Origin of the sequence: Cupriavidus gilardii (assembly GCF_013314895.1) — a bacterium.
GTDB lineage: Bacteria > Pseudomonadota > Gammaproteobacteria > Burkholderiales > Burkholderiaceae > Cupriavidus > Cupriavidus gilardii_C.
The window spans coordinates 98,996-122,746 of sequence record NZ_JABTYE010000018.1 but is presented as its reverse complement, the minus strand read 5'-3'; the positions used below and the strand labels follow the sequence as shown (position 1 = coordinate 122,746).

Below are 23,751 nucleotides of genomic sequence, written 5' to 3'. Positions count from 1 at the left end.
GTCCCCAACCCCGTCCCCGCCGACGCCGGTATGGCGGCCGCCACAGCTGCCGCAGCCGCGGCACCGCTGCGCGCCGTGCTGCGGGCCATCGTCAAGCTGGCCGCCCCGACCAGCCTGATCGCGCTGCTGCAGGCGGTCGCGCAATTGGTGGAGACCTGGCTGGCGGCGCGCCAGGGCACCGCGGCGCTGGCCGGCTGGGCCGTGGTGTTGCCGTTCGCGCTGCTGCTGCAGCAGATGTCGACCGGCGCGATGGGCGGCGGCGTGGTGTCGGCCATCGCCCGCGCGCTCGGCGCCGGCAAGCGCGAGGATGCGTCCGCGCTGGTGCTGCATGCGCTGATCATCGCCGTCCTGGCCGGCCTGGCCTTCGCCATCGCGCTGGCCGGCTTTCCCCATGCCGTGCTCGGCGCGGTGGCCGGTGCGACCGCCGCCGAAGCGGCGGCCAGCTATGCGATCTGGCTGTTCGGTGCCGGTGCGGTGCCGGCCTGGCTCGCCAACACGATGGCGTCGGTGCTGCGCGGCGGGGGCCGCCATGCGCTCGCGGCACGCGTGCTGTGCCTGATGTGGATCGCCTTCCCGCTGCTGGCCTGGGCGCTGGCCGAACCCGGCGGCATGGGCCTGGCCGGCATCGGCGCCGCCTTCGCGCTGGTGTCGTGGGCGGCCGCGCTCGGCATGGCCGTGGTGGTGCTGCGCGGCGGCGCCGGCTTCGTGCCGGTGCTGCGGGTACGCCCGAATGCGGCGCTGTTCCAGCGCATCCTGTCGGTCGGGCTGGTCGCCTGCGGGCTGGCGGCGCTGGCCAATCTGGCAACCATCCTGGTGACCGCGCAGCTGCGACCCTACGGCACCGCGGCGGTCGCTGCCTACGGCATCTCGGCGCGGCTCGAATTCCTGATGATCCCGCTGGCCTTCGGCGTGGGCTCGGCGCTGACGGCGCTGGTCGGCCGATCTGTCGGCGCCGGCGACTGGGCCGGCGCGCGCCGCACCGCGTGGGTCGGCGCGCTGCTGGCGCTGGCGCTGGCCGGCACCATCGGCGTCGCCGTCGGACTCGCGCCGGCACGCTTTGCCGGCTGGTTCACCAGCGATGCGGAAGTGGCCGCGATCGCGGCACGCGCGCTGTCGTGGATCGCGCCCGCCTTCGGCGGCTTCGGGCTCGGCATGGCGCTGTACTTCGCGTCGATGGGCGCGGGCCGGATGCGCTGGCCGATCGCCGCCGGCATCGCGCGGATCGGCCTGGCCGCGGGCGCAGGCTGGCTGCTGGCGCATGTCGGCGGCATGGGTCTGGACGGCCATTTCCTCGGCGTGGCGCTTGGCATCACCGCCTATGGCGCGGTGACGGCGATCGGCGTGCGGCGCGCGGTGTGGTCGGGGCGCTGATCGGACGTCAGGGTGGCAACAGGCGGTGCGCGGGCCGCTGGTGATGCCGTGGATGCGAAAGCGACGTATCCCCGGTATCGTGCGGCTTATCGTGCCGACGCGGCACGCCTGCCCGGAGCACCATGACCCCTCGCCGATCGATCCTGACCGCTGCGCTGATCGTCGCCCTGCTGCATCTCTACATCGGCGCCCGCCTGCTGCCCGCGCTGCCGTGGCCGATGGCCCTGAAGACGCTGGCCGCGCTGTGGCTGGCCATCTCGACCGTGTCGATGCCGGCCGCGCTGCTGGCGCGCCGTTTCGAGCCGCCCTGGGGCGATCGCCTCTCGTGGCTCGGCATGCTGGCGATGGGCCTGTTCTCGACGCTGCTGATCCTGACCGTGCTGCGCGAGCTGGTGCTGCTGGCCTGTGCGCTGGCCGGCTGGTACCCGGCGGCGCTGCCGGTCTGGAGCGCAGCGGCCACCGTCGCGCTGGCGCTGCTGATTTCGCTGCTGGGCTACTGGAACGCGCGGCGGGTGGCGCGCGTGGTCGACGTCGAGGTACCGATCGCCGGGCTGCCCGCCGCGCTGGACGGCTTCACCATCGCCCAGCTCAGCGACATCCATGTCGGTCCGACCATCAAGCGGCCGTATCTGCAGCGCATCGTCGAGCGCGTCCATACGCTGGGCGCCGACGCGATCGCGATCACCGGCGACCTGGTCGACGGCAAGGTGCCCGAGCTCAGGGAACACACGGCGCCGCTGGCTTCGCTGCGCGCCCCGCACGGCGTCTACTTCGTCACCGGCAATCACGAGTACTACGCCGGCGCGCATGCGTGGATCGACGAGCTGCGCCGGCTGGGGCTGCGGGTCCTGCTGAACGAGCACGTGGCGATCGAACGCGACGGCGCCAGGCTGGTGCTGGCCGGCGTGACCGACTTCAGCGCCGGGCATTTCGATCCGGCGCATCGCAGCGACCCGAACGCGGCGCTGGCGGGCGCACCGTCCGACGCGGCGGTGCGCGTGCTGCTGGCCCACCAGCCACGCAGCGCGGTCGCCGCGGCCGAGGCCGGCTTCGATCTGCAGCTGTCGGGCCATACCCACGGCGGGCAGTTCCTGCCGTGGAATCTGTTCGTGCCGATGCAGCAGCCCTACGTCGCCGGGCTGCACCGCCACGGAAGCATGTGGGTCTATGTGAGCCGCGGCACCGGATACTGGGGACCGCCGAAACGCTTCGGCGCGCCGTCCGAGATCACGCGGATACGGCTGCGGCGCGCGCAACCGTAGCAGCGCCGCGCTTCGGTCGCGCCCATGAACGCCACCAGCTTCACCCACCACACCATCGCCATCCAGCAGGTTCAGCAGACGCTGCTGGGCGCGCGCCATCGCGGCGCCGATATCGGGGCCTTGCTGCGCCGCGCGGGGATTGTGCCGGCGCTGCTCGATTCGCCGGTCGCGCGCGTGACGCAGGGCCAGTACGCCGCGCTTCTGTTTGCGTTGCGGCGCACGCTGCGCGACGAGCTGTGGGGCCTGTGCAATCGGCCGCTGCCGCTGGGCAGCTTTGCGCAGTGCTGCCGCATGATGGTCCACGCGCGCACGCTCGGCGAGGCGATGCACAGCGGCCTGCGCTACTACCGGCTGCTGATCGGCGACTTCGTGCCGCGGCTACGGCGCCACGGCGAGATCGCCATGCTGTGCCTGTCGCCGCGGGTCGACTACGACGGGCGCCTCGCTTACGCGGCGCGCTCGTTCGCCTTCCTCGGTTACGGACTCGCCTGCTGGCTGGCGGCGCGCCGCGTGCCGCTGATCGGCGTCGACCTGCCCGATTCCGTGCTGGGCCCGAGCGCCGACGCCGCGCTGCTGTTCCAGGCGCCCGCCTCTTACGGCCACGACTACACCGGCTGGCGCTTCGAGGCGCGCTGGCTCGACTTGCCGGTGGTGCAGAACGAAGAGAGCCTGCGCGAATTCCTGCGGCAGGCACCGGCCAGCCTGCTGATCAAATATCGCGACCAGACCAGCATCACCGAACGCATCCGCCGCATCCTGCGGCGCAACCTGGCGGGCGAACTGCCAACGCTGGATGACGTCGGCGAGCAGCTGGCGATGACGCCGCAGACGCTGCGCCGCCGGCTGCGCGAGGAAGGCCAGGGCTTTCGCGGCATCAAGGACGACCTGCGGCGCGACGCCGCCATCGAATACCTGGCGCGGCCCGAACTGACGCTGCCCGAGATCGCCAGCCTGCTGGGCTTCTCCGAGGCCAGCACCTTCCATCGCGCGTTCAAGCACTGGACCGGGGTCGCGCCCGGCCAGTATCGCCAGTCGCATCTGCGCGAGCATTGAGCCGCGGTTCCGCCGTCTTTCCGCATCGCCGCCTTCCGCATCCCCGTCTTTCCCGCATCGCTGCGCTTTTCGCGCGATCCCTGCGGGTTTCCCCGTAGCCGGACCGCGTCCGCGCCGCATTGCGCGCGCGCTCGCTCAGGCTTGATCGTTCATGCCAATGCGATTCAGCGCTTCGGCCATGTATGCCGGCGAGCTGCCTTCCTAGACTGTCGTCACCGTGGCGGCGGGACCGCCGACCAGCGGACAAGCTGCAGAACAGCTGCGGGCAAGCAGCGGACAAAACAGGAGACAGACATGGCAGACACATCGACGTCGCGCCGGCGCGCGCTGTTGGCCCTGGCCGGTGGGGCGCTCGGCGCGTGGGCGCCCTGGCCGGCCGCGGCGCTGGCGAAGTCCGACAGCTATCCCTCCCGTACGCTGACGATGATCATGCCGTTTCCGCCGGGCGGCGCCACCGACGTGCAGATGCGTGCGCTGGCGCACGCGCTGTCGAAAGAGATGGGCCAGCAGGTGGTGGTGGTCAATCAGCCCGGCGTCGCGGGCACCATGGGCCCGGCCGCGATGGCGCGCACCGCGGCGCCCGATGGCTATACCTTCTCGGTCGCACCGGCCACGCTGTTTCGCCTGCCGCATCTGCAGAAGGTCAATTTCGACCCGCTCAGCGACTTCACCTATGTGATCTGCCTGACCGGCTACACCAACGGCCTGGTCGTGCGCACGGATGCCCCGTGGAAGACGCTGCAGGAGCTGCTCGCCGATGCGAAGGCGCGCCCGGGCCAGATCAGCTATGGCTCGACCGGCGTCGGAGCCGGCGGTCACGTCGCGATGGAACGGCTCGCGCGCGCGGCCGGCGTCAAGTTCAATTTCATTCCGTACAAGGGCATGGCAGAGGAGACCAACGCGCTGCTGGGCGGCCATCTCGACGTGATCTCCGATCCCGGCTGGGGTGCGCTCGTCGACGGCGGCAAGGCGCGGCTGCTGGCCACGCTTGGCGACACGCGGCTGCCGCGGCGCCCCAATGTGCCGACGCTGAAGGAGCTGGGCTACGACATCACGGTCAATTCGCCGGTCGGCATCGTCGCGCCCAAGGGCATGGAACCGGCGGTGCTCAAGACCTTGCATGACGCGCTGCGCAAGGCGATGCGCGACCCCGACTACCAGCGCATGCTGGCCGACTACGACCAGGTCGACATGTACATGAGCAGCGCGGAATATCGGCAGTACGCGATCGATCAGTTCGCGCGCGAGAAGGTGTTCCTGAGCCAGATCGGCGTGAAGTTGCAATGAGGCGGCCGCAACTGGCCCGCCGCAACAAGACCACGGCGCTGATCGTTTCGGCCAGGCGCTTTGGTTGCGCGGGCCATTGGCGCCCGGCGGCGGGCTCGGCAAAGTGAGCTCACGCAGCAGGCAAACCACAACGAGGACCAGACCATGACACGCAAAGTCCATGTCGCCGGTGTCGGCATGATTCCTTTCAGCAAGCCGGGCAAGAGCGAGCCCTATCTGGTCATGGGCGAGCGCGCCGCGCGGCTGGCGCTCGACGATGCCGGCATGCCCTACGACGCGGTGCAGCAGGCTTACGTCAGCTATGTCTACGGCGATTCGACCGCGGGCCAGGCGGCGATCTATCGCGTCGGCCTAACCGGCATCCCGGTCTTCAACGTGAACAACAACTGCTCGAGCGGGTCGAGCGCGCTGTTCCTCGCACGCCAGGCCGTCGAAAGCGGCGCGATCGAATGCGCGATCGCGCTCGGCTTCGAGCAGATGGTGCCCGGCGCGCTCAAGGGCGCCTACGACGATCGCCCCTCGCCGCTGGCGCGCTTCGCCGAGACCATGGAAGCGCTGCAGGGCTATGACGCCAACGCGCCGCGCGCCGCACAGTTCTTCGGCGGCGCCGGACGCGACTACATCAGGCAGCACGGCATCCGCGCCGATACCTTCGCCCGCATCTCGGTCAAGGCGCGGCAGCATGCCGCGCGCAATCCGCTGGCAGTGTTCCGCGACACCGTGACGCTGGATGAAGTGATGGCCGCGCCGATGGTGTTCGAGCCGCTGACGCGGCTGCAATGCTGCCCGCCGACCTGCGGCGCCGCGGCGGCGATCCTGTGCTCCGAGGACTTCGCGCGACGCCACGGGCTCGACATGCGCGTGACCATCGCCGCGCAGGCGATGACCACCGACACGCCGAGTACCTTCGATGGACGCGATATGCGCCAGCTGGTCGGCTACGACATGAGCCGCGCGGCCGCCGCGCAGGTCTACGAGAAGGCCGGCATCGGACCGGAGGACATCGACGTGGTCGAACTGCACGACTGCTTCACCGCCAACGAGCTGCTTACCTACGAGGCGCTGGCTCTGACGCCCGAAGGCACCGCGGAGAAATTCATTCTCGAGGGCAACAACACCTACGGCGGCCGCGTGGTCACCAATCCCTCCGGCGGCCTGCTGTCGAAGGGGCATCCGCTCGGCGCCACGGGCCTGGCGCAGTGCGCCGAGCTGACCTGGCAGCTGCGCGGCCAGGCCGACCAGCGCCAGGTCGAAGGGGCGCGGCTCGCGCTGCAGCACAACCTTGGACTCGGCGGTGCCTGCGTGGTGACGCTGTATCAGGCGGACTGAACGATGATCGATCGCCAATTCGTCGGGCACCGGATGGCGCCCTTCACCGTGCCGGTCGAAGCGGGCCGGCTGCGCCTGTTCGCCAAGGCCACCGGCCAGCACGACCCGATCTACACCGACGAGGCCGCCGCGCACGATGCCGGACATCCCGCGCTGCCGGTGCCGCCGACCTTCCTGTTCTGCCTCGAAATGGACGCGCCGAATCCGGCCGCGATCCGCGAGCTGCTCGGTCTGGACTACCGAAGGCTGCTGCACGGCGAGCAGCGTTTCACCTATCACGCCATGGCCTATGCGGGCGACCGTCTGACCTTCGAACAGTGCATCGAGGACCTCTACGACAAGAAGGGCGGCGCGCTCGAATTTGTCGTGCGCCGCACGCGCGTCAGCAATCAGCATGGGGCGCATGTCGCCGATCTGCGCACGGTCACGGTGATGCGCCATGGATGAAGGAGCCCGCTCGATGCCAACGCTGCGCTACGACGCCCTGCAAGTCGGCGACGCCCTGCCCGCCTTCGAGACCGAACCGGTGTCGCGCCTGACGCTGGCCCTCTATTGCGGCGCCTCGGGCGACCACAACCCGATTCACGTCGACACCGACTTCGCGCACGCCGCGGGCCAGTCCGATGTGTTCGCGCACGGCATGCTGTCGATGGCCTATCTGGGCAGGCTGCTGACCAACTGGGTCCCGCAGCAGCAACTGCGCGACTTCGGCGTGCGCTTCGTCGCCATCACGCACGTAGGCGATGTGCTGACCTGCAGAGGCACGGTGGTCGAGAAGATGGAGGCGCACGGCGAGAAGCGGGTGCGGATCGAACTGAGCACCGTGGACCGCAACGGCGAGGTCAAGGTGGCCGGCGACGCGGTGGTCGCGCTGCCCTGAACTGCGCGAGCACCCTCACCAAAACCTGCGAAGCCAGCGAAGCCAGCGAAGCCAGTGAAAAACAAACATAGCGAGGAGACAAACGGCATGAACAAGCTGCAGGACAAGGTGGCACTGGTATCGGGCTCGGGGCGCGGCATCGGCCGCGAGATCGCGCTGAAGCTCGCGGCCGAAGGCGCGCGCGTGGTGGTCAACGATCTGGACGAAGCACCGGCGCTGGAGGTGGTGCAGTCCATCCGCGCCAGCGGTGGCAAGGCGGCGGCCTGCGTCGGCAGCGTGACCGAGACCGGCTTTGCGGAGCGCTTTGTCAATACCGCGCTCGAACAGTTCGGCGGCCTCGACATCATCGTCAACAACGCCGGCTATACCTGGGACAACGTGATCCAGAAGATGAGCGACGAGCAGTGGGAGGACATCCTCGCGGTGCACCTGACCGCGCCCTTCCGCATCCTGCGCGCGGCGTCCGGCTTCATTCGCGAGGCGGCCAGACAGGAGGCCGAGCGCGGCACGCCGGTGTTTCGCAAGGTCGTCAATATCTCGTCGACCTCGGGCGTCTACGGCAACGCCGGGCAGGCCAACTACGCCGCCGCCAAGGCCGGCATCAACGGCCTGACCCGCGCGATGGCCAAGGAATGGGGCCGCTACAAGGTCAACGTCAACAGCATCGCCTTCGGCCTGATCAAGACGCGGCTGACCGAGGCCGATGCGCAGGCCGACGCCAGCATCGACATCGCCGGGCGCAAGATCAAGGTCGGCGTCAATCCGCAGATCCTGAAGAACGCCGAGGCGATGATTCCGTTGGGGCGCGGCGGCACGCCCGAGGAAGCAGCCGGCGCCGTCTACCTGTTCTGCATCCCCGAGTCCAACTACGTCAGCGGCCAGGTGCTGGTCTGCGGCGGCGGGCGCCCGTAATCTTCACCGGAACTTCGCCATGACGATCCAGCATGCGGCCCGTCCGTGGATGGACAGCGAGCTCGAGCTGCTGCGCGATACCGCGCGGCGCTTCTTCGAAACCGAATGCGTGCCGCGCCAGCCGGCGTGGGTCGAGCAGAAACACTGCGACCGCGACATCTGGCGCCGCGCCGGCGAGCTCGGCCTGCTGTGCACCGGCATCCCCGAAGCATACGGCGGAGGCGGCGGCAACTTCCTGCACGAGGCGGTGATCTGCGAGGAGCAGCAGCGCGCGCTGGTCACCAGCTTCAGCATCAACGTGCACAGCGGTATCGTCGCGCATTATCTGCTCGCCTACGGCAGCGAGGCGCAGAAGCAGCGCTGGCTGCCGGCCATGGCGCGCGGCGAGATGGTGGCGGCGATCGGCATGACGGAGCCCGGCGCCGGCACCGACCTGCAGCGGATCAAGACCACCGCGATCCTCAGCAGCGATGGCAGGCACTATCTGGTCAACGGCGCCAAGACCTTCATCACCAACGGCTGGCACGCCGACCTGATCTGCCTGGCGGTCAAGACCGATCCCGGGGCCCGCGCCAGCGGCGTGTCGCTGCTGATGATCGAAACGCGCGATCTGCCCGGCTTCCAGCGCGGGCGCCTGCTCGACAAGATCGGGCAGCGCGGCCAGGACACCGTCGAGCTGTTCTTCGACGGCGTGATGGTGCCGGCCGAGAATCTGCTCGGCAACGAGGAAGGACGCGGCTTCCGGCAACTGATGCAGCAGCTGCCGCGCGAGCGGCTGCTGATCGCGATCGGCGCGGCGGCCACGATGCAGCGCGCGGTCGACGATACCCTGACCTATGTGACGCAGCGCCACGTGTTCGGCGAACCGCTGATGGCGATGCAGAACACCCGCTTCAAGCTGGCGGAGTGCCAGACCCATGCCACCATCGCGCGCAGCTTCGTCGACGACTGCATCGGCCGGCTGCAGCGCGGCGAGCTCGACGTGCCGACCGCCGCGATGGCCAAGTGGTGGAGCACGCAGACGCTGTGCCAGGTCATCGACGAATGCCTGCAGCTGCATGGCGGCTACGGCTACATGAACGAATATCCGATCGCGCGGATGTACACCGACGCGCGCGTGGGCCGCATCTATGGCGGTGCCAACGAGGTGATGAAGGAAATCGTCGCGCGGGCGATGGGGGCTGAAGCATCGAGGTGAATCGCGTCGCCGCAGAGCGAACGCCGGATCAACGACAGGAGACCAGCAGGCATGACATCCGACGCAGTGTCTTCCGAAGCGATGCCATCGAACCACCCGGATCAACATGCATGGTTCGGCAGCTGGCCCCGCGGACTGCCGCATCGCATCCACGTGCCGCACGTCACGCTGTGCCACAACCTGTCGGTGCAGGCCGACCGCTATCCCGACAAGCCGGCAATCGTCTTCTATGGCCGTGCGCTGAGCTATTCCGAGCTGCGCCGGCAGACCGAGGCGCTGGCCGGTCACCTGTATCGCCATGGCCACGTGCGCCCCGGCGAGCGCGTGCTGCTGATGAGCCAGAACTGCCCGCAGTTCGTCGTCGCGTTCCATGCGATCGTGCGCTGCGGCGCGGTGGTGGTGCCGGTCAATGCGATGTGCACCGCCAACGAGCTGGACCACTATCTGCGCGACAGCGGCGCACAGGTCGCGCTGGTCGCGCAGGAGCTGCTGCCGGCGCTGCGGCCCGCGCTGGCGGACGATCGATTGCGGCATCGGTTGCGGCACGTGGTGGTGCACAACTATGCCGACGCCATCGATGCCGACACCGATCTGGACGTGCCCGACTGGGTGCGCGCCCCGCGCGCAGCGCTGGACGACGCGCGCCTGACGTATTGGGGCGATGCGCTGGCAGCCGCGCTGCCCGCGCCCGATGTGCGGACCAGCCCCGACGATCTCTGCGTGCTGCCCTACACCTCCGGCACCACCGGCCACCCGAAGGGCTGCATGCATACGCACCGCACGCTGCTGGCGTCGACGTTCTCCGCGGTGCTCTGGCGCGGCCTGCATGCCGAAGCGGTGGTGATGGGCGTGGCGCCACTGTTCCATCTGCTCGGCATGCAGAACGCGATGCTGATGCCGATCGCGATCGGCGCGACGGTGGTGATGCTGCCGCGCTGGGACGCCGCCACCGCGGCCCGGCTGATCGAGCGCTATCGTGTGACGACGTGGGGCGCGCCGCCGGCGATGCTGATCGACTTCTTCGCGCATCCGGAGGCGAGCGTGCGCGACCTGTCGAGCCTGACCCTGCTCAATGGCGGCGGCGCCGCGATGCCCGAGGCAGTGGCCGCGATGCTGAAGTCGCGCTTCGGCCTCGGCTATATCGAGGGCTACGGCATGACGGAGACCGCCTCGTTCCTGCATTGCAATCCGCTGCACCGGCCCAAACGCCAGTGCCTCGGCATTCCGGCCTTCGGCGTCGACTCGCGCATCGTCGACCCGGCCACGCTGGCGCCGCTGCCGCCCGGCGAGGTCGGCGAACTGGTGACCAGCGGCGATCAGCTGATGCTCGGCTACTGGAACGACGAGGCCGCGAACCGCGAGTCCTTCTTCGAGCGCGACGGCAAGCGTTTCTTTCGCACGGGCGATCTGGCCGGCGTCGACGAGGAAGGCTATTTCTTCATGCGCGATCGCCTGAAGCGCATGATCAATGTCAGCGGCTACAAGGTCTGGCCCGCCGAGGTGGAGACCATGCTGTACCAGCATCCCGCGATTCACGAGGCCTGCATCGTCGCCGTGCCCGACAGGCGGCGGGGCGAATCGGTGAAGGCGGTGGTCGTGCTCAAGCCCGGCACGACGCTGGAAGCCGCCGCGCTGATCGCCTGGTGCCGCGAGCGGATGGCGGCGTACAAGGCGCCGCGTGCGGTCGAGTTCCGCACGGCGCTGCCGAAGTCCGGCACCGGCAAGGTGCTCTGGCGCGAGATACAGGCGCAGCAGCGCGCGGCGGCGGATGAAGCGGATGCGGCGGGGCTCGGCGAGATCGACGCCGGCAGCGTCGACAAGCCGCTTCAGCAAGCCTGACCCGGTGCGATTTTCGGCGCCATTGCCGCGGCAGGCATGCCGCCCACTCGGAGACCCACGCAATGTACCTGACCCAGGGACTGCACCGTGCGATACAGCGCCATCCCGGCAAGATCGCGCTGTGCCACGTGGCCGACGGCAAGCCGCGCACCACCGGCTTCGCTGCGCTGGGTACGCGCGTGGCGCACGCCGCCGCGGCGTTGAAGCGCCACGGCATCGGTAGCGGCGACCGTGTCGCGCTGCTGGCGCAGAACGGCGACGGTCTGATCGCGATGCTGCTGGCGTGCTGGTGGCGCGGCGCGGTGGCGTGTCCGCTCAATACGCGATGGAGCGTGCACGAGCTGCGCCATGCGATCGGCGACTGCGGCGCCCGCCTGCTGCTGCCGGATGGCCCGCTGACCGCGATGGCCGAGGAACTTGGCGACCTCGTCACGGTGGTGCCCCTCGACACCTTCCTGGCCGACGCCGTCGCCGCGTCCAGCGATGTTGCGCCGCCCGACGATCGTCGCACCGGCGGCGATGCGCTGGCCGCGATCCTCTACACCGGCGGCACCACCGGCCGCGCCAAGGGCGTGATGCTGTCGCACGCCAACCTTTGGGCGGCATCGATGTCGCGCGCCGCCGAGTTGAACAACGCACCGGACAGCGTGTCGCTGCTGGTCGCACCGCTGTTTCATGTCGCCGGTCTGGGCCGGCTGATCGGACAGCTGATCGCCGGCGGCAGCTGCGTGACATTGCCGCAGTTCCGCGCCGACATCGTATTGACTGCGATCGATACGCATCGAATCACGGACATCATGGTCGTGCCCACCATGCTGCAATCGCTGCTCGATCATCCCGATTTCGACGCGGCGCGGTTGCAGAGCCTGAATCGCATCGCCTTCGGCGCCGCCCCGATGCCGCCCGACCTGCTGGCGCGAGCCCTCCTGGCGTGGCCGGATGCAGAGTTCTTCCAGGCCTATGGCATGACCGAGACCGCCGCCTCGGTCTGCATCAATCCGCCGGTCAATCATCGCCCCGGCCCCGACGCGGAACGCCGCCGGCATTCGGTCGGTCGCGCAGGGCTCGGTGCGGAGATTCGCGTGGTCGATGCCGATGGCAATGAAGTGCCGCGCGGCACCGTCGGCGAAATCGTCGTGCGCGGGCCGATGGTGATGCGCGGCTACTGGAACCAGCCGGATGCCACCGCGCAGGCCCTGCGCGACGGCTGGCTGCACACCGGCGACGGCGGCTGGATGGACGAGGACGGTTATCTGTTCATCGCCGACCGGCTCAAGGACATGATCATTTCCGGCGGCGAGAACGTCTATTCGGCCGAAGTCGAGACCGCGCTGCGCAGCCATCCGCGCGTCGCGCAGGCCGCGGTGATCGGCGTGCCCGACGCCCGCTGGGGCGAGCGAGTGCATGCGGTGGTGGTCGTGGAGGGCAGCGCTTCGTTGGCGTCATCAGAGGCGGCCGCGCTGTCGGCGCAGCTGACGCAGTGGTGTCGCGAACGGCTGGCGGGCTTCAAATGTCCGCGCAGTTTCGCCTTTGTCGATACGCTGCCGCTGTCGGCGGCAGGCAAGGTGCTGAAGAACGAATTACGGCAGCGGTATCGCGATGAGGCGGCGGGCGGGGGAGGCTGAGTGGATTGACGCGCGAACGGTTTCGCCAGAACAACGGCCTGCCCTCTCCCCCACCCCTCTCCCACAAGTGGGAGAGGGGGGCCGGACGCGAGCCGTGATGAGCATCACAGCGCTGGCGGTTTTCTCCCCTCTCCCGCAAGGCGGGAGAGGGGCCGGGGGAGAGGGAAAGCGCGCGCCTCAGCGAGCGATCGGCTTGTAGCGGATGCGCTTGGGCTTGGCCGCTTCCTCGCCCAGACGGCGCTTCTTGTCGGCCTCGTACTCCTGATAGTTGCCGGCGAAGAACTCGACGTGCGAGTCGCCTTCGAAGGCCAGGATATGCGTCGCGATCCGGTCCAGGAACCAGCGATCGTGCGAGATCACCATCACGCAGCCGGCGAACTCCAGCAGCGCGTCTTCCAGCGCGCGCAGCGTTTCCACGTCGAGGTCGTTGGACGGTTCGTCCAGCAGCAGCACATTGCCGCCGGCGATCAGCGTCTTGGCCAGATGCAGGCGCCCGCGCTCGCCGCCGGACAGCGTGCCCACGTGCTTCTGCTGGTCCGAGCCCTTGAAGTTGAAGCGGCCGATATAGGCGCGCGACGGCGTCTCGTAGCGGCCCACCGTCAGCACGTCGGCGCCGCCCGAGATTTCCTCGAACACGGTCTTGCTGCCGTCGAGCGCATCGCGGCTCTGGTCGACGTAGGCCAGCTTGACGGTCGGCCCGATCTTGATCGCGCCGCTGTCGGGCTGCTCCTTGCCGGTCAGCATGCGGAACAGCGTCGATTTGCCGGCGCCATTCGGGCCGATCACGCCGACGATCGCGCCCGGCGGCACCTTGAAGCTCAGGTTGTCGATCAGCAGCCGGTCGCCGTAGGCCTTCGACACGTTCTCGAACTCGATCACCTCATTGCCGAGCCGCTCGCCGACCGGAATGAAGATCTCCTGGGTTTCGTTGCGCTTCTGGTATTCCTGGCTGTTCAGCTCGTCAAAGCGCGCCAGACGCGCCTTCGACTTGGCCTGCCGGCCCTTCGGATTCTGACGGACCCATTCCAGCTCCTTCTTCAGCGCCTTCTGCCGCGCCGATTCGCTGGACTCTTCCTGCTTCAGCCGGTTTTCCTTCTGGTCCAGCCACGAGCTGTAGTTGCCCTTCCACGGAATGCCGTGGCCGCGGTCCAGTTCCAGGATCCACTCGGCCGCGTTGTCGAGGAAGTAGCGATCGTGAGTCACGGCGACCACCGTGCCGGGGAAGCGGGTCAGGAACTGCTCCAGCCATTCGACCGACTCGGCATCCAGGTGGTTGGTCGGCTCATCCAGCAACAGCATGTCGGGACGCGACAGCAGCAGCCGGCACAGCGCCACGCGACGCTTCTCGCCGCCGGACAGATTGCCGACCTTCGCATCCCACGGCGGCAGCCGCAGCGCGTCGGCCGCGACTTCCAGCTGCTGCTCGGCATTGTTGCCGTCGCTGGCGGCCAGGATCGCCTCGTACTTGGCCTGATCGGCGGCCAGCTGGTCGAAGTCGGCGTCCGGCTCGGCATAGGCCGCGTAGATTTCCTCGAGCTTCTTGCGCGCCTCGAACACCTCGCCCAGGCCGCCCTCGACCGCTTCACGCACGGTCTGCTCGGGATCGAGCTGCGGCTCCTGCGGCAGATAGCCGATGTTCAGATTCGGCATCGGGATCGCTTCGCCCTCGATGTCCTTGTCGACGCCGGCCATGATTCGCAGCAGCGTCGACTTGCCCGAACCGTTCAGGCCCAGCACGCCGATCTTGGCGCCGGGGAAAAAGGACAGCGAAATATCCTTCAGGATCTGACGCTTGGGCGGAACGATCTTGCCCACGCGATTCATCGTATAGACGTACTGTGCCATGCGGCTTACCCAGTGAAATGACTGTGTTGGAGGGGGATGGCGCAGTGTAGCAAACCGGGCGCGGCCGGCGCACCCGATCGGTGCAGGCGCGGTATCATCATGGCCCTCGCCTTCGGGCCAAATTTCGCTTGCCGAGTACGACCATGAGCCCCAAACCCGCCCGCACGCTGACGTTCAAGTGCAAGAAGTGCAACAAGCCCGTGACGCTATATCTGCAGAAGGTATCGGCCTGCTCGCATATCACGCCGTATCAGGGCTTCTGCAAATGCGGCGAGATGATGCGCCATGCCACCGGCGACAAGGACGCGGTGGCGTCGTTCGTGGAGTCGAACGATATTCATTGGGCGCATCACCATCATCCATCATTGAGCGATGGCTTGTTCAGGCCACGATGCGGGCGGAGACCTTGCGCGTCGTGGACTGAATGAACCGGCCGAGGCGATCCGCGAGATCGCGCGCGCCATGCGGCAACGACGGCAAGGTCTGCTCCACCGCCCGAGCCACTGCCCCAGGAATCCGTTGCGCCAGTTCCGCCGCCTGGCCCAACACGAAGCGTGGCTGCATGCCGAGGGTTTCCGCCATCGCCACCACGTGCTGGCGCGCAATTTCGCCCGGCCGGTTTTCTCCCCCGATCGAAAATGCGAACTCCCCCGACAGGCCGGCATACAAGCGGGTGCACATCAGATCGTAGAACGGGGTCAGCCTCACGCCCTGCCCAGGCAGCACGTACAGCGACAGGTTCTTCGCGTGGCTGTCGTTGTTGCCTACGTAGAGATTGAAGAAGATCCAGTTCACGAAGTTGCGCAGATCCACTGCTGGCTGGGCGCTGCGCTGCCGAATCAGAGCGGCACAGGCCGCGATGCCCGGTCCTCCCTCCTTCTCATACTTGCGGTCCGACACGGTGCCCGCCAACTGGCACAAGTCGTACTGGACCAGCCGTCCCAACGTTCCATCCGGCCGCTGGTACCTGTCGAAGCGGCGCACCACGCATGCCCGGGTCATTGGTTCATAGAAAACTTCTGCGGCAGGCAAACCGCACTCCGCGGCAACGCGCATCACGATGGTTTCGTTCGCTGCCGACTGCCATACCTTGGCCAGGCGCTTGATGTCCGGCTTCAGGATATGCGTGGACGGCGCGACGCCGCGAGGAAGGCGTGGGACGCCATCGTCGAAGATCGCCAGGCTGGTCTTGTCCTGGGCCCCTGCCAGCGAAATCCGCGCACGTGCCCCCTTCAGGTCGACGGCGGCCGCAGACGGCTTGCTAAGCGCTGCTCCCAACGCTTGCCATGAAGTCGGCTGATACGTGGGCGACTTCGGCGTTTCGCCTTCCGGCACGATGACGAAGGCGCCCGCGGTGTCGCCGGCGATCTCCAGAAGCATCGAGAACAACGTGGAGGCCTTCTTCTGCTGCGCGAGATAGTCGCGCAATTCACCCTCGGGCAGCAGGTTCTCGAAGAACGCCTGCACGACCTCGGTGTCCTGCTGCCCCGGTACCAGCGGAATGGCGGCGACCTGGAAGCGGTCCTGCCTGGCAAGCCACGCTGGCGAATAGGCAAAGGCCAGTGGCGCGGTATCGTGGACGGTGCCGACCACGTCATCGCCCCATAGGACGCTGAGCCGCTCGGGCCGGGCCATCACAAGCCTCCGCTCGACTTCGGCTTCACCACCACCTCAAGCCCAAGCAAGTCCATGATGTCGAGAACCTTCTGCAACTGAGCCGTCGGCTTGCCTCGCTCGAGTTCGACGACAAAGCGGTTGCCGGTGCCGCCGAGCCCGGCGAGATCGGTTTGCTTGAGTGCAAGTTGCTCGCGGCGCCGGCGGATGACAGCGCCAAGTTCCACTGAACTATGGACCGCAACGCCATCCTGGCGCAAGTTACCGCTCGGGAAGTCGTGTCCCTTTACCAGCATCTCGTGCCCCTCGAATTACCGTTCGGTAATTCTTGTCTCAAAATCAATCGGGGTCAAGGAGAAAATTACCGATCGGTAATTCGACGGGATGAGCGTGGGCGAGTGACGCGGTCGTATCACTAGCGCGATATAGTGCGGCGTCTGCAGCCCCACCGACCCACCATGAATTCGTACGACTCCAATCCGCTTCCGACGAGCGTGCTTGTGGCGTCCCCCATCTACAACGATCAGTGCTACGGCTCCTATACCCATTCGCTGCTGCAGTTGCAGGCCGCGTTGTATCAGCGGGGCATCGGCTTCGAGTATGCGTGGACGAAGAGTTCGAGCCTGATCACGATCGCGCGCAATCTGCTGGCCAACTGGTTTCTGAAGCGGACAAGCTGTAGCCACCTGCTCTTCATCGATGCCGACATGGTGTTTCGCAGCGCCGACGTGCTGGCGATGCTGGAGACGGATGTCGACGTGATTGCAGCGATGTGTCCGCGCAAGGAAATCAATTGGCCCAATGTCGCGGCTGCCGCGCGGAACCACCCTGAGATGCAGCCCCACGAGCTGGCCAAGGTAGCAGCGTCGTACGGCACGTTTCAGCTTGTTGAGCCGGACAGCGGCTTCAATGTTCGGACGCCGGTGGAGGTTGAAGGCATTGGCACGGGAATCATGCTGATCAAGCGGCAAGTGTTCGAGCGAATGGCCGCGATGTACCCCGACGCGACCATGAAATCGCCGGACCGCTCAAGCGATGAACGGATCCACGTGTTCTTCGATCTCGGCAGGGACGAGCACGGCGACATGCTGTCGGAGGATCTGATGTTCTGCAAACGGTGGCGGCAGATTGGCGGGAAGATTTATGGTGCGCCTTGGTTCGAGGTGGGACATATCGGCAGCCATGAATTCCGCGGCAGCCTGTTCGATATCGCCGCCGTGCCGGGCGCGGTGCTTTGATCCGGTGCGCTGGGCTTGGCCACCGGGACAGAAGTCCGCTCCACCCCTCAGTCGAACGCCTGCACCGCCAACAGCAGAATCACGGCCAGATAGCCCAGATGCATGCGCGTGCGCTGCCGCTTGTAGCGCCTGACGTCGTCGGGCAGGAATAGCTGTCGCGCGGTCTTGAAGCTTGAAATCGGATCGGCCACAACGTCCGAATAGGCCTCGGTGTTGTTGCGATAGATCGTCGCCAACGACTCGCGCTCATGTCCGCCCGCCAGCTGCTGCGTCGTTCGCGAACGCTTGCTGATGCGATAGTAGAACAGCGGCGCATCGATCCGATGCACCTTGGCATCGGGCTCCAGCAAACGGATATAGAACTCCCAGTCCTCGAAGCCGTGCTTCATCGCTTCGGAATAGCCTGAAGTCCGGTCGTACAACGCGCGCGGATAGATCGCGCAGTTGTGGATCATGTTCTCGAAGCGCAGCCGCTGATAGCTGTATTCGGGAAGCCGCCACTTGCCCTTCTTCGCGCCGAAGCGCATCGCCTGGCAATAGACCAGCGCCGTGTCCGGGTGCTTGCGGAAGTGCGCCATGGCGCGTCGCAGGTAGTCGGGATGAATCTTGTCGTCGCCGTCCAGCGGCACGATGTATTCGCCACCGGTCAGCCGGATGCCGAGATTGCGCGCCGACGCCACGCCGCCGTTCTGCTTGCGGATATAGGTGAAGCGACGGTCCTTCTGCACGAAGGCCTGCACGCGCTGCGCGGTGTCGTCGGTGGAGCCGTCGTCGACCACAATGCAGCGCCAGTGCGGATAGGTCTGGCGCTGCACCGACTTCAGCGTGTCGGCGATCACGGCTGCCTGGTTATAGCAGGGGACGACGATGGCAACTTCGGGGGACGAATCGGTCTGCGGACGGCGGATTTTGGAAAGAGACTTCAACAGCATTAATTGGGAAAGCGGGTTCTGCGGTTGCGGCCAATGATCGCATACCGGGCGTGACGGGCCGGGAAAACCGGCCTTCTCCGCCTGTAGGGCTCTGCTCGGGTCGTGGGCTTGGCCAATGAAGTACATTCCCAACACGACTGAGGAGAGCCCAAGTCCAATTTTTACGAGCCGGGAATCTGATGCACAACGACGATTTCGACCTGATCAAGTTTTCATCCCAAGTCCGCGACCTTCTCGACAGCGAGCTTCAGATAGCCGTCGGCAATATGGAAGTGGTGCCCTTTGCCGAGAAGCTGTACAAGCTGGTGCGTGCGCAGGCGTACAACGAAGGCGTGCTGGACGCAAAGCGGGTGATAGACCGCAAGCTGACGGACGTTTCGGAGCAACTCGATATCTTGCTGCAGTATGAGTAGCAAGTATTCGCTGACGCAGATAAGGGATGTCTGGGTCAATGCGCGCCTGAACGGCGAGGTGGACTGGCTCGACTATCTGGAGGCGCCGACCTTCTTTCTGAAGGCGAATGGCGAGCTGGTCTCGAAAGCCAATCAGATCGCGTACATCGAACGCAGCCGGAAGAAGTTTCCGAACAAGCGCGCTGGCGAGGCGGAGTTCAAGGAGACCGGTACCGAGATCCAGCAGCACAAGAGTTGGGCCACGGTAACGGGATCGGCCTGCTTGAAAAGGGACGGAAGGATCGTCCACCAGTTCGATTTTCTCGAGCTGTGGCTGGTGGTGGACGGCCGCTGGCAGATTGCGTCGCTGTGTATCGAGGATATCGAGCATGCAGTGGCGACATGACCTTGCCCGGCGCCGGCATGACGGCGAGGCGTCGTCGCTAACGCGAAGATAGGCGCAGGCCGCCGCTGGCGCTTCCCGGCCAATCGGCCCCGACGCCCCCTTGAGGCACCCGCAGCAACTCAAGACAACGTGGCCTCCATTCCCGGCCCCTTCCCGCTCGGTCCGGGGCAAGTCTAGCTCCAGCGGGCAGCTCCCGGCAGTTCCAGTTCGTCGCAGTTTTGCCCTGGCCCGCCACGGTCCACAACGATGTACCACACCACGCCTTCCGTCACGATCAGCGGGGGGCCACACGCCCTCCGTCTTGCCTGCCGTTGGTGACGATATCGTCGATGTCCTAGGCCACCATCCCGGCCGTTACGCGAGAGAACTTGGCTCTACCGCAACGTTGCTTGGCAACTCCTGCCCTTCCTGATGCTACGCGATATCGCTGCGCATCTTGGATCGCGCGAACGTCGGCTTGGCCGGGACTGCAAATGCTCTCCGAACATGCTGCATGTCGACGTGCTGACTGCGGTCCCACTCTAGGCGGCCGTCTGTTGGATGTTCCTGCGACCGGCGGCATTCCGCTACTACTAAAGATGCCGCTACAGATCTGTCCCTTGCACGAGGCCTTCAGGATTACGGGACAGAGGAACGAAGTCACCGTCAACACGCTGACGCTGAGCTCGCTATCGAGCGAGAGGATACACATCACCGGCGATAGTTCCTGTACTAAACCGCCAATAAGCCCCCGGCGAAGTAACTACCATAGTATGATAGTTACATTACCGGAGCATGATGTTGGAAACGTCACAGAAATCACAACTTTTTAAGAGCGTCTACTTTTCGGATTGCCCTGGAGCGTCCGCCCAGCAGAAGAGCGTATCGATCGCGTTCGGTCGACGCGATGCCCATATCTATGAACGGGTGAGGCCTATGTCTAGCGAAGATATCAGGGGCCTCCTCGGGCTGCAGACATACTCTGCCCTCAAGGCAGCCTCGGAGGCAGACGGGGTCGGGCCAAGCGCATATATCATCGCAAGCCTTAGGAAGCGGCTTGCAATCGGCGACCACCTTGCTCCTCAACAGCAGTTGGAACTGGATAGCTTTGTTGATCCAGTGCACGTTACATTCCGGGGTGGCGCACCAGAGCCGCTCCATTCCTGGTTTCCATATCTGGAAGGGTATTCCCCGGCCTTCGTTCGGGCCATCTTGGAAGAGTACTGCCCGGACGCCCAAACAATTTTTGAGCCGTTCGCGGGTACTGGCACAACGCTTTACGCCGCGGCAAAGAATTCAAAGCAGGTTCTTTTTTCCGAAGTGAACCCGCTGATGACACATGTCATCGCAGCTAAAGTCGCCGCTTTCACAATCTCCGCTAAACAAAGGATCGCGTTGGCCGACTCCCTGGAAGAAGTCGCGCATGACGTTCACGCTTGGCCGTGCAAGTTTGCGCCGGACAAGGACTTGGGCGAATCCTTCCGGCACATCTTTGGAGACAGCCGATATTTCGAAGCGGATGCGTTGAAAGAAGTTTTGATAGCTCGTGCTGCGCTGAATTACCTGCAGCAGAGGTTACCCCACGTTTACCTTCCCGTTTCCGTTGCTGTTGTTTCATGCCTTTTGCCGTGCTCGAATCTTATTCGCCGGGGCGACGTGAGGTTCAAGACTCCCAAAGAGCTGGAGAAGGGAGTACCTTCGTTGCTGGCTGAGACGAGAGCGAAGCTCCTGGTAATGGCGCAGGATCTTAGGACAGTTACAACGCTTCCCGGCGTGATCAAGCATGTGTGCGACGACGCCCGCTCGTTAGGCAAGCTACCACCGCTATCTATCGATGCGGTAATAACCAGTCCACCGTACTTGAACGGCACAAACTACATTCGCAATACGAAAATTGAGCTATGGTTTCTCCGGCTCTTGTCGGCTGACGGCGATTTGCGACGTCTTCGCACGAAGACTATTACAAGCGGAATCAATGATGTCAATCGCGATAGGACCGAGGTCGGGGGCCTCCCTAGGTCCGTTGTAGATATTGCTCGTAGGCTTGATGACGCAGCGTACGACGTCAGAATTCCAAAGATGGTTACCGGCTACTTTGCAGACCTGCAGCGAGTATTCGAAGGTGTCTCTCGACATATCAGATCGGGAGGCACTGTTGCAATCGACATTGGTGACTCTGAATACGCGGGAATTCACGTTCCGACAGATAGGTTAATCGTTGATGTATTCAATGGGCTTGGCTTCGAGTTGGACAGCGAAGTCATGCTTAGACAACGCAAATCTCGGTCCGGGAGACCACTGCGACAGAGTCTCCTCATTTTCAAGAATCGGAAGCCAAAGCGGCCCCGTGCATCGAAGCAAGCGCTACCACGTGAGTTGGATGAACGTTGGTCTACGTTCAAAACGGAACTGCCTCATCAGCGGGGGGAGTTTGCCAAACGTAATTGGGGACATCCTCTTCACTCTCTTTGCTCGTACCAAGGCAAAATGAAGCCGTCGCTCGCCGCTAAATTGATAGAAGCGTTTCTTCCTAAATCCGGCCGCGTGCTCGACCCTTTCGGGGGTGTAGGAACAATTCCATTCGAGGCGGCGTTGGCGGGGCATCAGAGTTTTAGTTTCGATATTAGCCCGTCGGCCTTACCGATAGCCAGGGCAAAAATAGAAGGCTTCGACGGTGATAGCTGTGAACGGGTACTCCGAGAGTTGGAGGACCACATTGAGAACGGCAATGTCCCGGACAGCGTACTGCAGGAGGCATCGGCCATTGGTTTCAATGGAAAAATCCCCGAATATTATTCGCAACAAACCTTCAAGGAAATTCTTTTAGCACGACAGTTTTTTATGGAGCGGGGATACTCCACAGGTCATGAATCACTAGTTCTTTCGGCATTGCTCCACATTCTACATGGTAATCGACCATACGCATTAAGCCGCAATTCGCATCCGATAACCCCTTTTGCACCAACCGGAGAGTTCGAGTACCGCGCACTTATGCCACGCTTGCGGCAAAAGGTACGACGCAGCTTAGAGGCTCCGCACCCGCAGTCATTTGTGGCCGGACGGGTGATTGAGCAAGACGCAACCGGTCACTGGCCGCTATATGTTGATCAACTAGATGCCGTTATTACGTCGCCACCGTTCTTCGACAGCACACGATTCCATCTTGCGAATTGGTTGCGCTTGTGGTTTGCGGGGTGGAGCGCGGTAGATTTCTCGCTACGACCACAATCCTTCGTCGACGAACTACAAAAACTGGATTTAGCCGTTTACGATCCCATATTGCGGCAAGCTAGAGAGCGATTAAAGGCGGGTGGCGTCTTGGTGATGCATTTGGGGAAAAGCAAGAAATGTGATATGGGTGCAGAGCTTCAACGACGGGCCAGGAGATTCTTTAACGTGGCGGATTTATTCGACGAAACAGTCGGCCACTGCGAGAGCCACGGCATACGCGACAAAGGCACAGTGACTTCGCACCAGTACCTCGTCCTGATCTAGTTACGCCTAAGCACGAGGAGGTTATCTGCCTCCTCGCGCCAGGCATCTGAAACTCGCGTACCGTCAAAGAAGTCGAACTTCGCCATTGTGAGCACCCTGTTTCTCAGGCGAATGAGTTCACTTCTATAGCGAGCATATTTGAATATGAGCGCATTGACCTGCGCTGGATCTCGCAACAGCTCTACTGCAACCGGGTTTAGTACAGGAGGGCCACGAAGCAACTCCGCTTGAAGACCCGTTAAGACTGCCAACTGGTTAATCTGCTCTTGGCTATAAAATTCGCTTGGCCACTTTTCAGCTTTTGACCCGTTGTGCTCGCGACAGAGTAAGGTAGCGTTCTGGCTGGTAGCTGGCCAAAGATAATACACAGGAAGCGTGTGATCGATGTTGAAAGCACCGGAGATTGGAAAACCATCGTCATCAACGAGTGGTCTGCTGCAACAAAAACACTTATTTTGGAATCGACGAAAAATTTCCGCAGTATTGATGCGCCCACTCTCTTTTGAAATTTCGATGTAGAGCCGACGCTTCTGTGCAGCTTCCCGGTGCTGATCTTGAGTTCGGGTAGGATTTTTTATGGAGTTATAAATCGACTTACAGAGATTGCACTCACTTTGACGCCCGGTCGCTCGGCCGCTATGTCGATCGAAGGCCTCGAAGGGTTTTAGAGTATTGCAAAGAACACAATACTTGTACTGGAGCGACTGTAGGACATAGCTGCGATGATCAATGATAAATTCGCCGCTATTAAGAGTTTCCAAAACTTCCTTTGTTAGAGGATTCAGTGACTGGATTGCAAAGTCGAAATATTTTTCGCTGCCTCCGTCCTCATGGACATGTTCGCACTTGGGACAAGCAATGACAAAATTCTCTGTAATGGGCTCAGGCCAGATAATGAACTGATCGCAATCCGTATTCAGGCACTGAAAGCCCCGGTAACCTCTGTCCCCCTTTCCTTGTGCCCTCGGAGCGACAACCCGATTGTATTTTTCGACCTTTGTGTATTGATTTCGCCGTGCCATTCCCCGTGGTCCTTTCACGCCATCGTTCTACCAACCAGGAGACGCGCGGTACTTCCTCGGCAAGCTAAAGTA

20 protein-coding genes and 1 pseudogene are annotated in these 23,751 nt (G+C 64.4%); 16 read left to right on the top strand and 5 right to left on the bottom strand.

Going from position 1 to position 23,751, the window contains the following annotated elements; genetic code table 11:
* Positions 1–30 precede the first annotated feature (30 nt).
* The 11 genes from HTY53_RS18050 to HTY53_RS18000 all read left to right on the top strand — a co-directional run bounded on the left by HTY53_RS18050 (position 31) and on the right by HTY53_RS18000 (position 12,756).
* Positions 31–1,371, top strand: a complete 1,341-nt coding sequence (locus HTY53_RS18050; protein WP_174107881.1) for an MATE family efflux transporter — start codon at positions 31–33, stop codon at positions 1,369–1,371.
* 122 nt (positions 1,372–1,493) lie between these two features.
* Complete coding sequence (locus HTY53_RS18045; RefSeq protein WP_174107880.1) at positions 1,494–2,633, top strand: metallophosphoesterase; 1,140 nt, start codon at positions 1,494–1,496, stop codon at positions 2,631–2,633.
* 24 nt (positions 2,634–2,657) lie between these two features.
* On the top strand, positions 2,658–3,686 hold the full coding sequence (locus HTY53_RS18040) for an AraC family transcriptional regulator (RefSeq protein WP_174107879.1): 1,029 nt from the start codon (positions 2,658–2,660) through the stop codon (positions 3,684–3,686).
* Positions 3,687–3,980: 294 nt separating this feature from the next.
* Positions 3,981–4,973, top strand: coding sequence for a tripartite tricarboxylate transporter substrate binding protein (locus HTY53_RS18035; protein WP_174107878.1), 993 nt, complete (start codon positions 3,981–3,983; stop codon positions 4,971–4,973).
* 144 nt (positions 4,974–5,117) lie between these two features.
* On the top strand, positions 5,118–6,302 hold the full coding sequence (locus HTY53_RS18030; RefSeq protein ID WP_174107877.1) for a lipid-transfer protein: 1,185 nt from the start codon (positions 5,118–5,120) through the stop codon (positions 6,300–6,302).
* 3 nt (positions 6,303–6,305) lie between these two features.
* Positions 6,306–6,749 carry a MaoC family dehydratase N-terminal domain-containing protein gene (locus HTY53_RS18025; protein ID WP_174107876.1) on the top strand — a complete coding sequence of 148 codons (444 nt, stop codon included), beginning with the start codon at positions 6,306–6,308 and terminating at the stop codon, positions 6,747–6,749.
* A gap of 13 nt (positions 6,750–6,762) precedes the next feature.
* Positions 6,763–7,182, top strand: a complete 420-nt coding sequence (locus HTY53_RS18020) for a MaoC family dehydratase (protein WP_174107889.1) — start codon at positions 6,763–6,765, stop codon at positions 7,180–7,182.
* 87 nt (positions 7,183–7,269) lie between these two features.
* The gene (locus HTY53_RS18015) at positions 7,270–8,094 is read left to right on the top strand and encodes an SDR family NAD(P)-dependent oxidoreductase (RefSeq protein ID WP_174107875.1); all 825 of its coding nucleotides are present in this window, start codon (positions 7,270–7,272) and stop codon (positions 8,092–8,094) included.
* Between the two features lie 19 nt (positions 8,095–8,113).
* The gene (locus tag HTY53_RS18010) at positions 8,114–9,292 is read left to right on the top strand and encodes an acyl-CoA dehydrogenase family protein (RefSeq protein WP_174107874.1); all 1,179 of its coding nucleotides are present in this window, start codon (positions 8,114–8,116) and stop codon (positions 9,290–9,292) included.
* A gap of 51 nt (positions 9,293–9,343) precedes the next feature.
* Positions 9,344–11,131, top strand: a complete 1,788-nt coding sequence (locus HTY53_RS18005) for a long-chain-fatty-acid--CoA ligase (protein ID WP_174107873.1) — start codon at positions 9,344–9,346, stop codon at positions 11,129–11,131.
* 62 nt (positions 11,132–11,193) lie between these two features.
* Positions 11,194–12,756: a class I adenylate-forming enzyme family protein gene (locus tag HTY53_RS18000; RefSeq protein ID WP_174107872.1), complete on the top strand. Its 1,563-nt coding sequence runs from the start codon at positions 11,194–11,196 to the stop codon at positions 12,754–12,756.
* 177 nt (positions 12,757–12,933) lie between these two features.
* Here HTY53_RS18000 and ettA read toward each other — a convergent pair whose 3' ends face one another.
* The gene (gene ettA / locus HTY53_RS17995; protein WP_174107871.1) at positions 12,934–14,601 is read right to left on the bottom strand and encodes an energy-dependent translational throttle protein EttA; all 1,668 of its coding nucleotides are present in this window, start codon (positions 14,599–14,601) and stop codon (positions 12,934–12,936) included.
* Positions 14,602–14,744: 143 nt separating this feature from the next.
* Here ettA and HTY53_RS17990 point away from each other — a divergent pair.
* Positions 14,745–14,960: pseudogene (locus HTY53_RS17990) on the top strand (hypothetical protein); the annotation flags it as partial.
* 22 nt (positions 14,961–14,982) lie between these two features.
* Here the strand turns inward: HTY53_RS17990 and HTY53_RS17985 are convergent.
* Together HTY53_RS17985 and HTY53_RS17980 are read right to left on the bottom strand one after the other, a co-directional pair.
* Positions 14,983–16,236 carry a type II toxin-antitoxin system HipA family toxin gene (locus HTY53_RS17985; protein ID WP_174107870.1) on the bottom strand — a complete coding sequence of 418 codons (1,254 nt, stop codon included), beginning with the start codon at positions 16,234–16,236 and terminating at the stop codon, positions 14,983–14,985.
* On the bottom strand, positions 16,236–16,511 hold the full coding sequence (locus HTY53_RS17980) for a helix-turn-helix domain-containing protein (protein WP_174107869.1): 276 nt from the start codon (positions 16,509–16,511) through the stop codon (positions 16,236–16,238). Before HTY53_RS17980 ends, HTY53_RS17985 begins: the two co-directional genes overlap by 1 nt.
* A gap of 162 nt (positions 16,512–16,673) precedes the next feature.
* Between HTY53_RS17980 and HTY53_RS17975 the strand changes: the two genes are divergently transcribed.
* Entirely contained in the window at positions 16,674–17,453 is a 780-nt protein-coding gene (locus tag HTY53_RS17975) for a hypothetical protein (protein WP_174107868.1), read from the top strand.
* 47 nt (positions 17,454–17,500) lie between these two features.
* Here HTY53_RS17975 and HTY53_RS17970 read toward each other — a convergent pair whose 3' ends face one another.
* Positions 17,501–18,379, bottom strand: coding sequence for a glycosyltransferase family 2 protein (locus HTY53_RS17970; RefSeq protein ID WP_174107867.1), 879 nt, complete (start codon positions 18,377–18,379; stop codon positions 17,501–17,503).
* A 185-nt stretch (positions 18,380–18,564) separates the two neighbouring features.
* On the opposite strand from HTY53_RS17970, the gene HTY53_RS17965 reads away from it, so the two are divergent.
* From HTY53_RS17965 to HTY53_RS17955, 3 genes are all read left to right on the top strand, one after another.
* Entirely contained in the window at positions 18,565–18,798 is a 234-nt protein-coding gene (locus HTY53_RS17965; RefSeq protein ID WP_174107866.1) for a DUF2164 family protein, read from the top strand.
* A complete protein-coding gene (locus HTY53_RS17960) occupies positions 18,791–19,183 on the top strand; it encodes a hypothetical protein (protein ID WP_174107865.1) in 393 nt (130 codons plus the stop codon). Before HTY53_RS17965 ends, HTY53_RS17960 begins: the two co-directional genes overlap by 8 nt.
* Positions 19,184–20,098: 915 nt before the next feature.
* Entirely contained in the window at positions 20,099–22,657 is a 2,559-nt protein-coding gene (locus tag HTY53_RS17955; RefSeq protein ID WP_174107864.1) for a DNA methyltransferase, read from the top strand.
* Here HTY53_RS17955 and HTY53_RS17950 read toward each other — a convergent pair.
* Positions 22,654–23,679, bottom strand: coding sequence for a hypothetical protein (locus tag HTY53_RS17950; RefSeq protein ID WP_174107863.1), 1,026 nt, complete (start codon positions 23,677–23,679; stop codon positions 22,654–22,656). The two genes, HTY53_RS17955 and HTY53_RS17950, sit on opposite strands and share 4 nt — an antisense overlap.
* Positions 23,680–23,751: the final 72 nt, after the last annotated feature.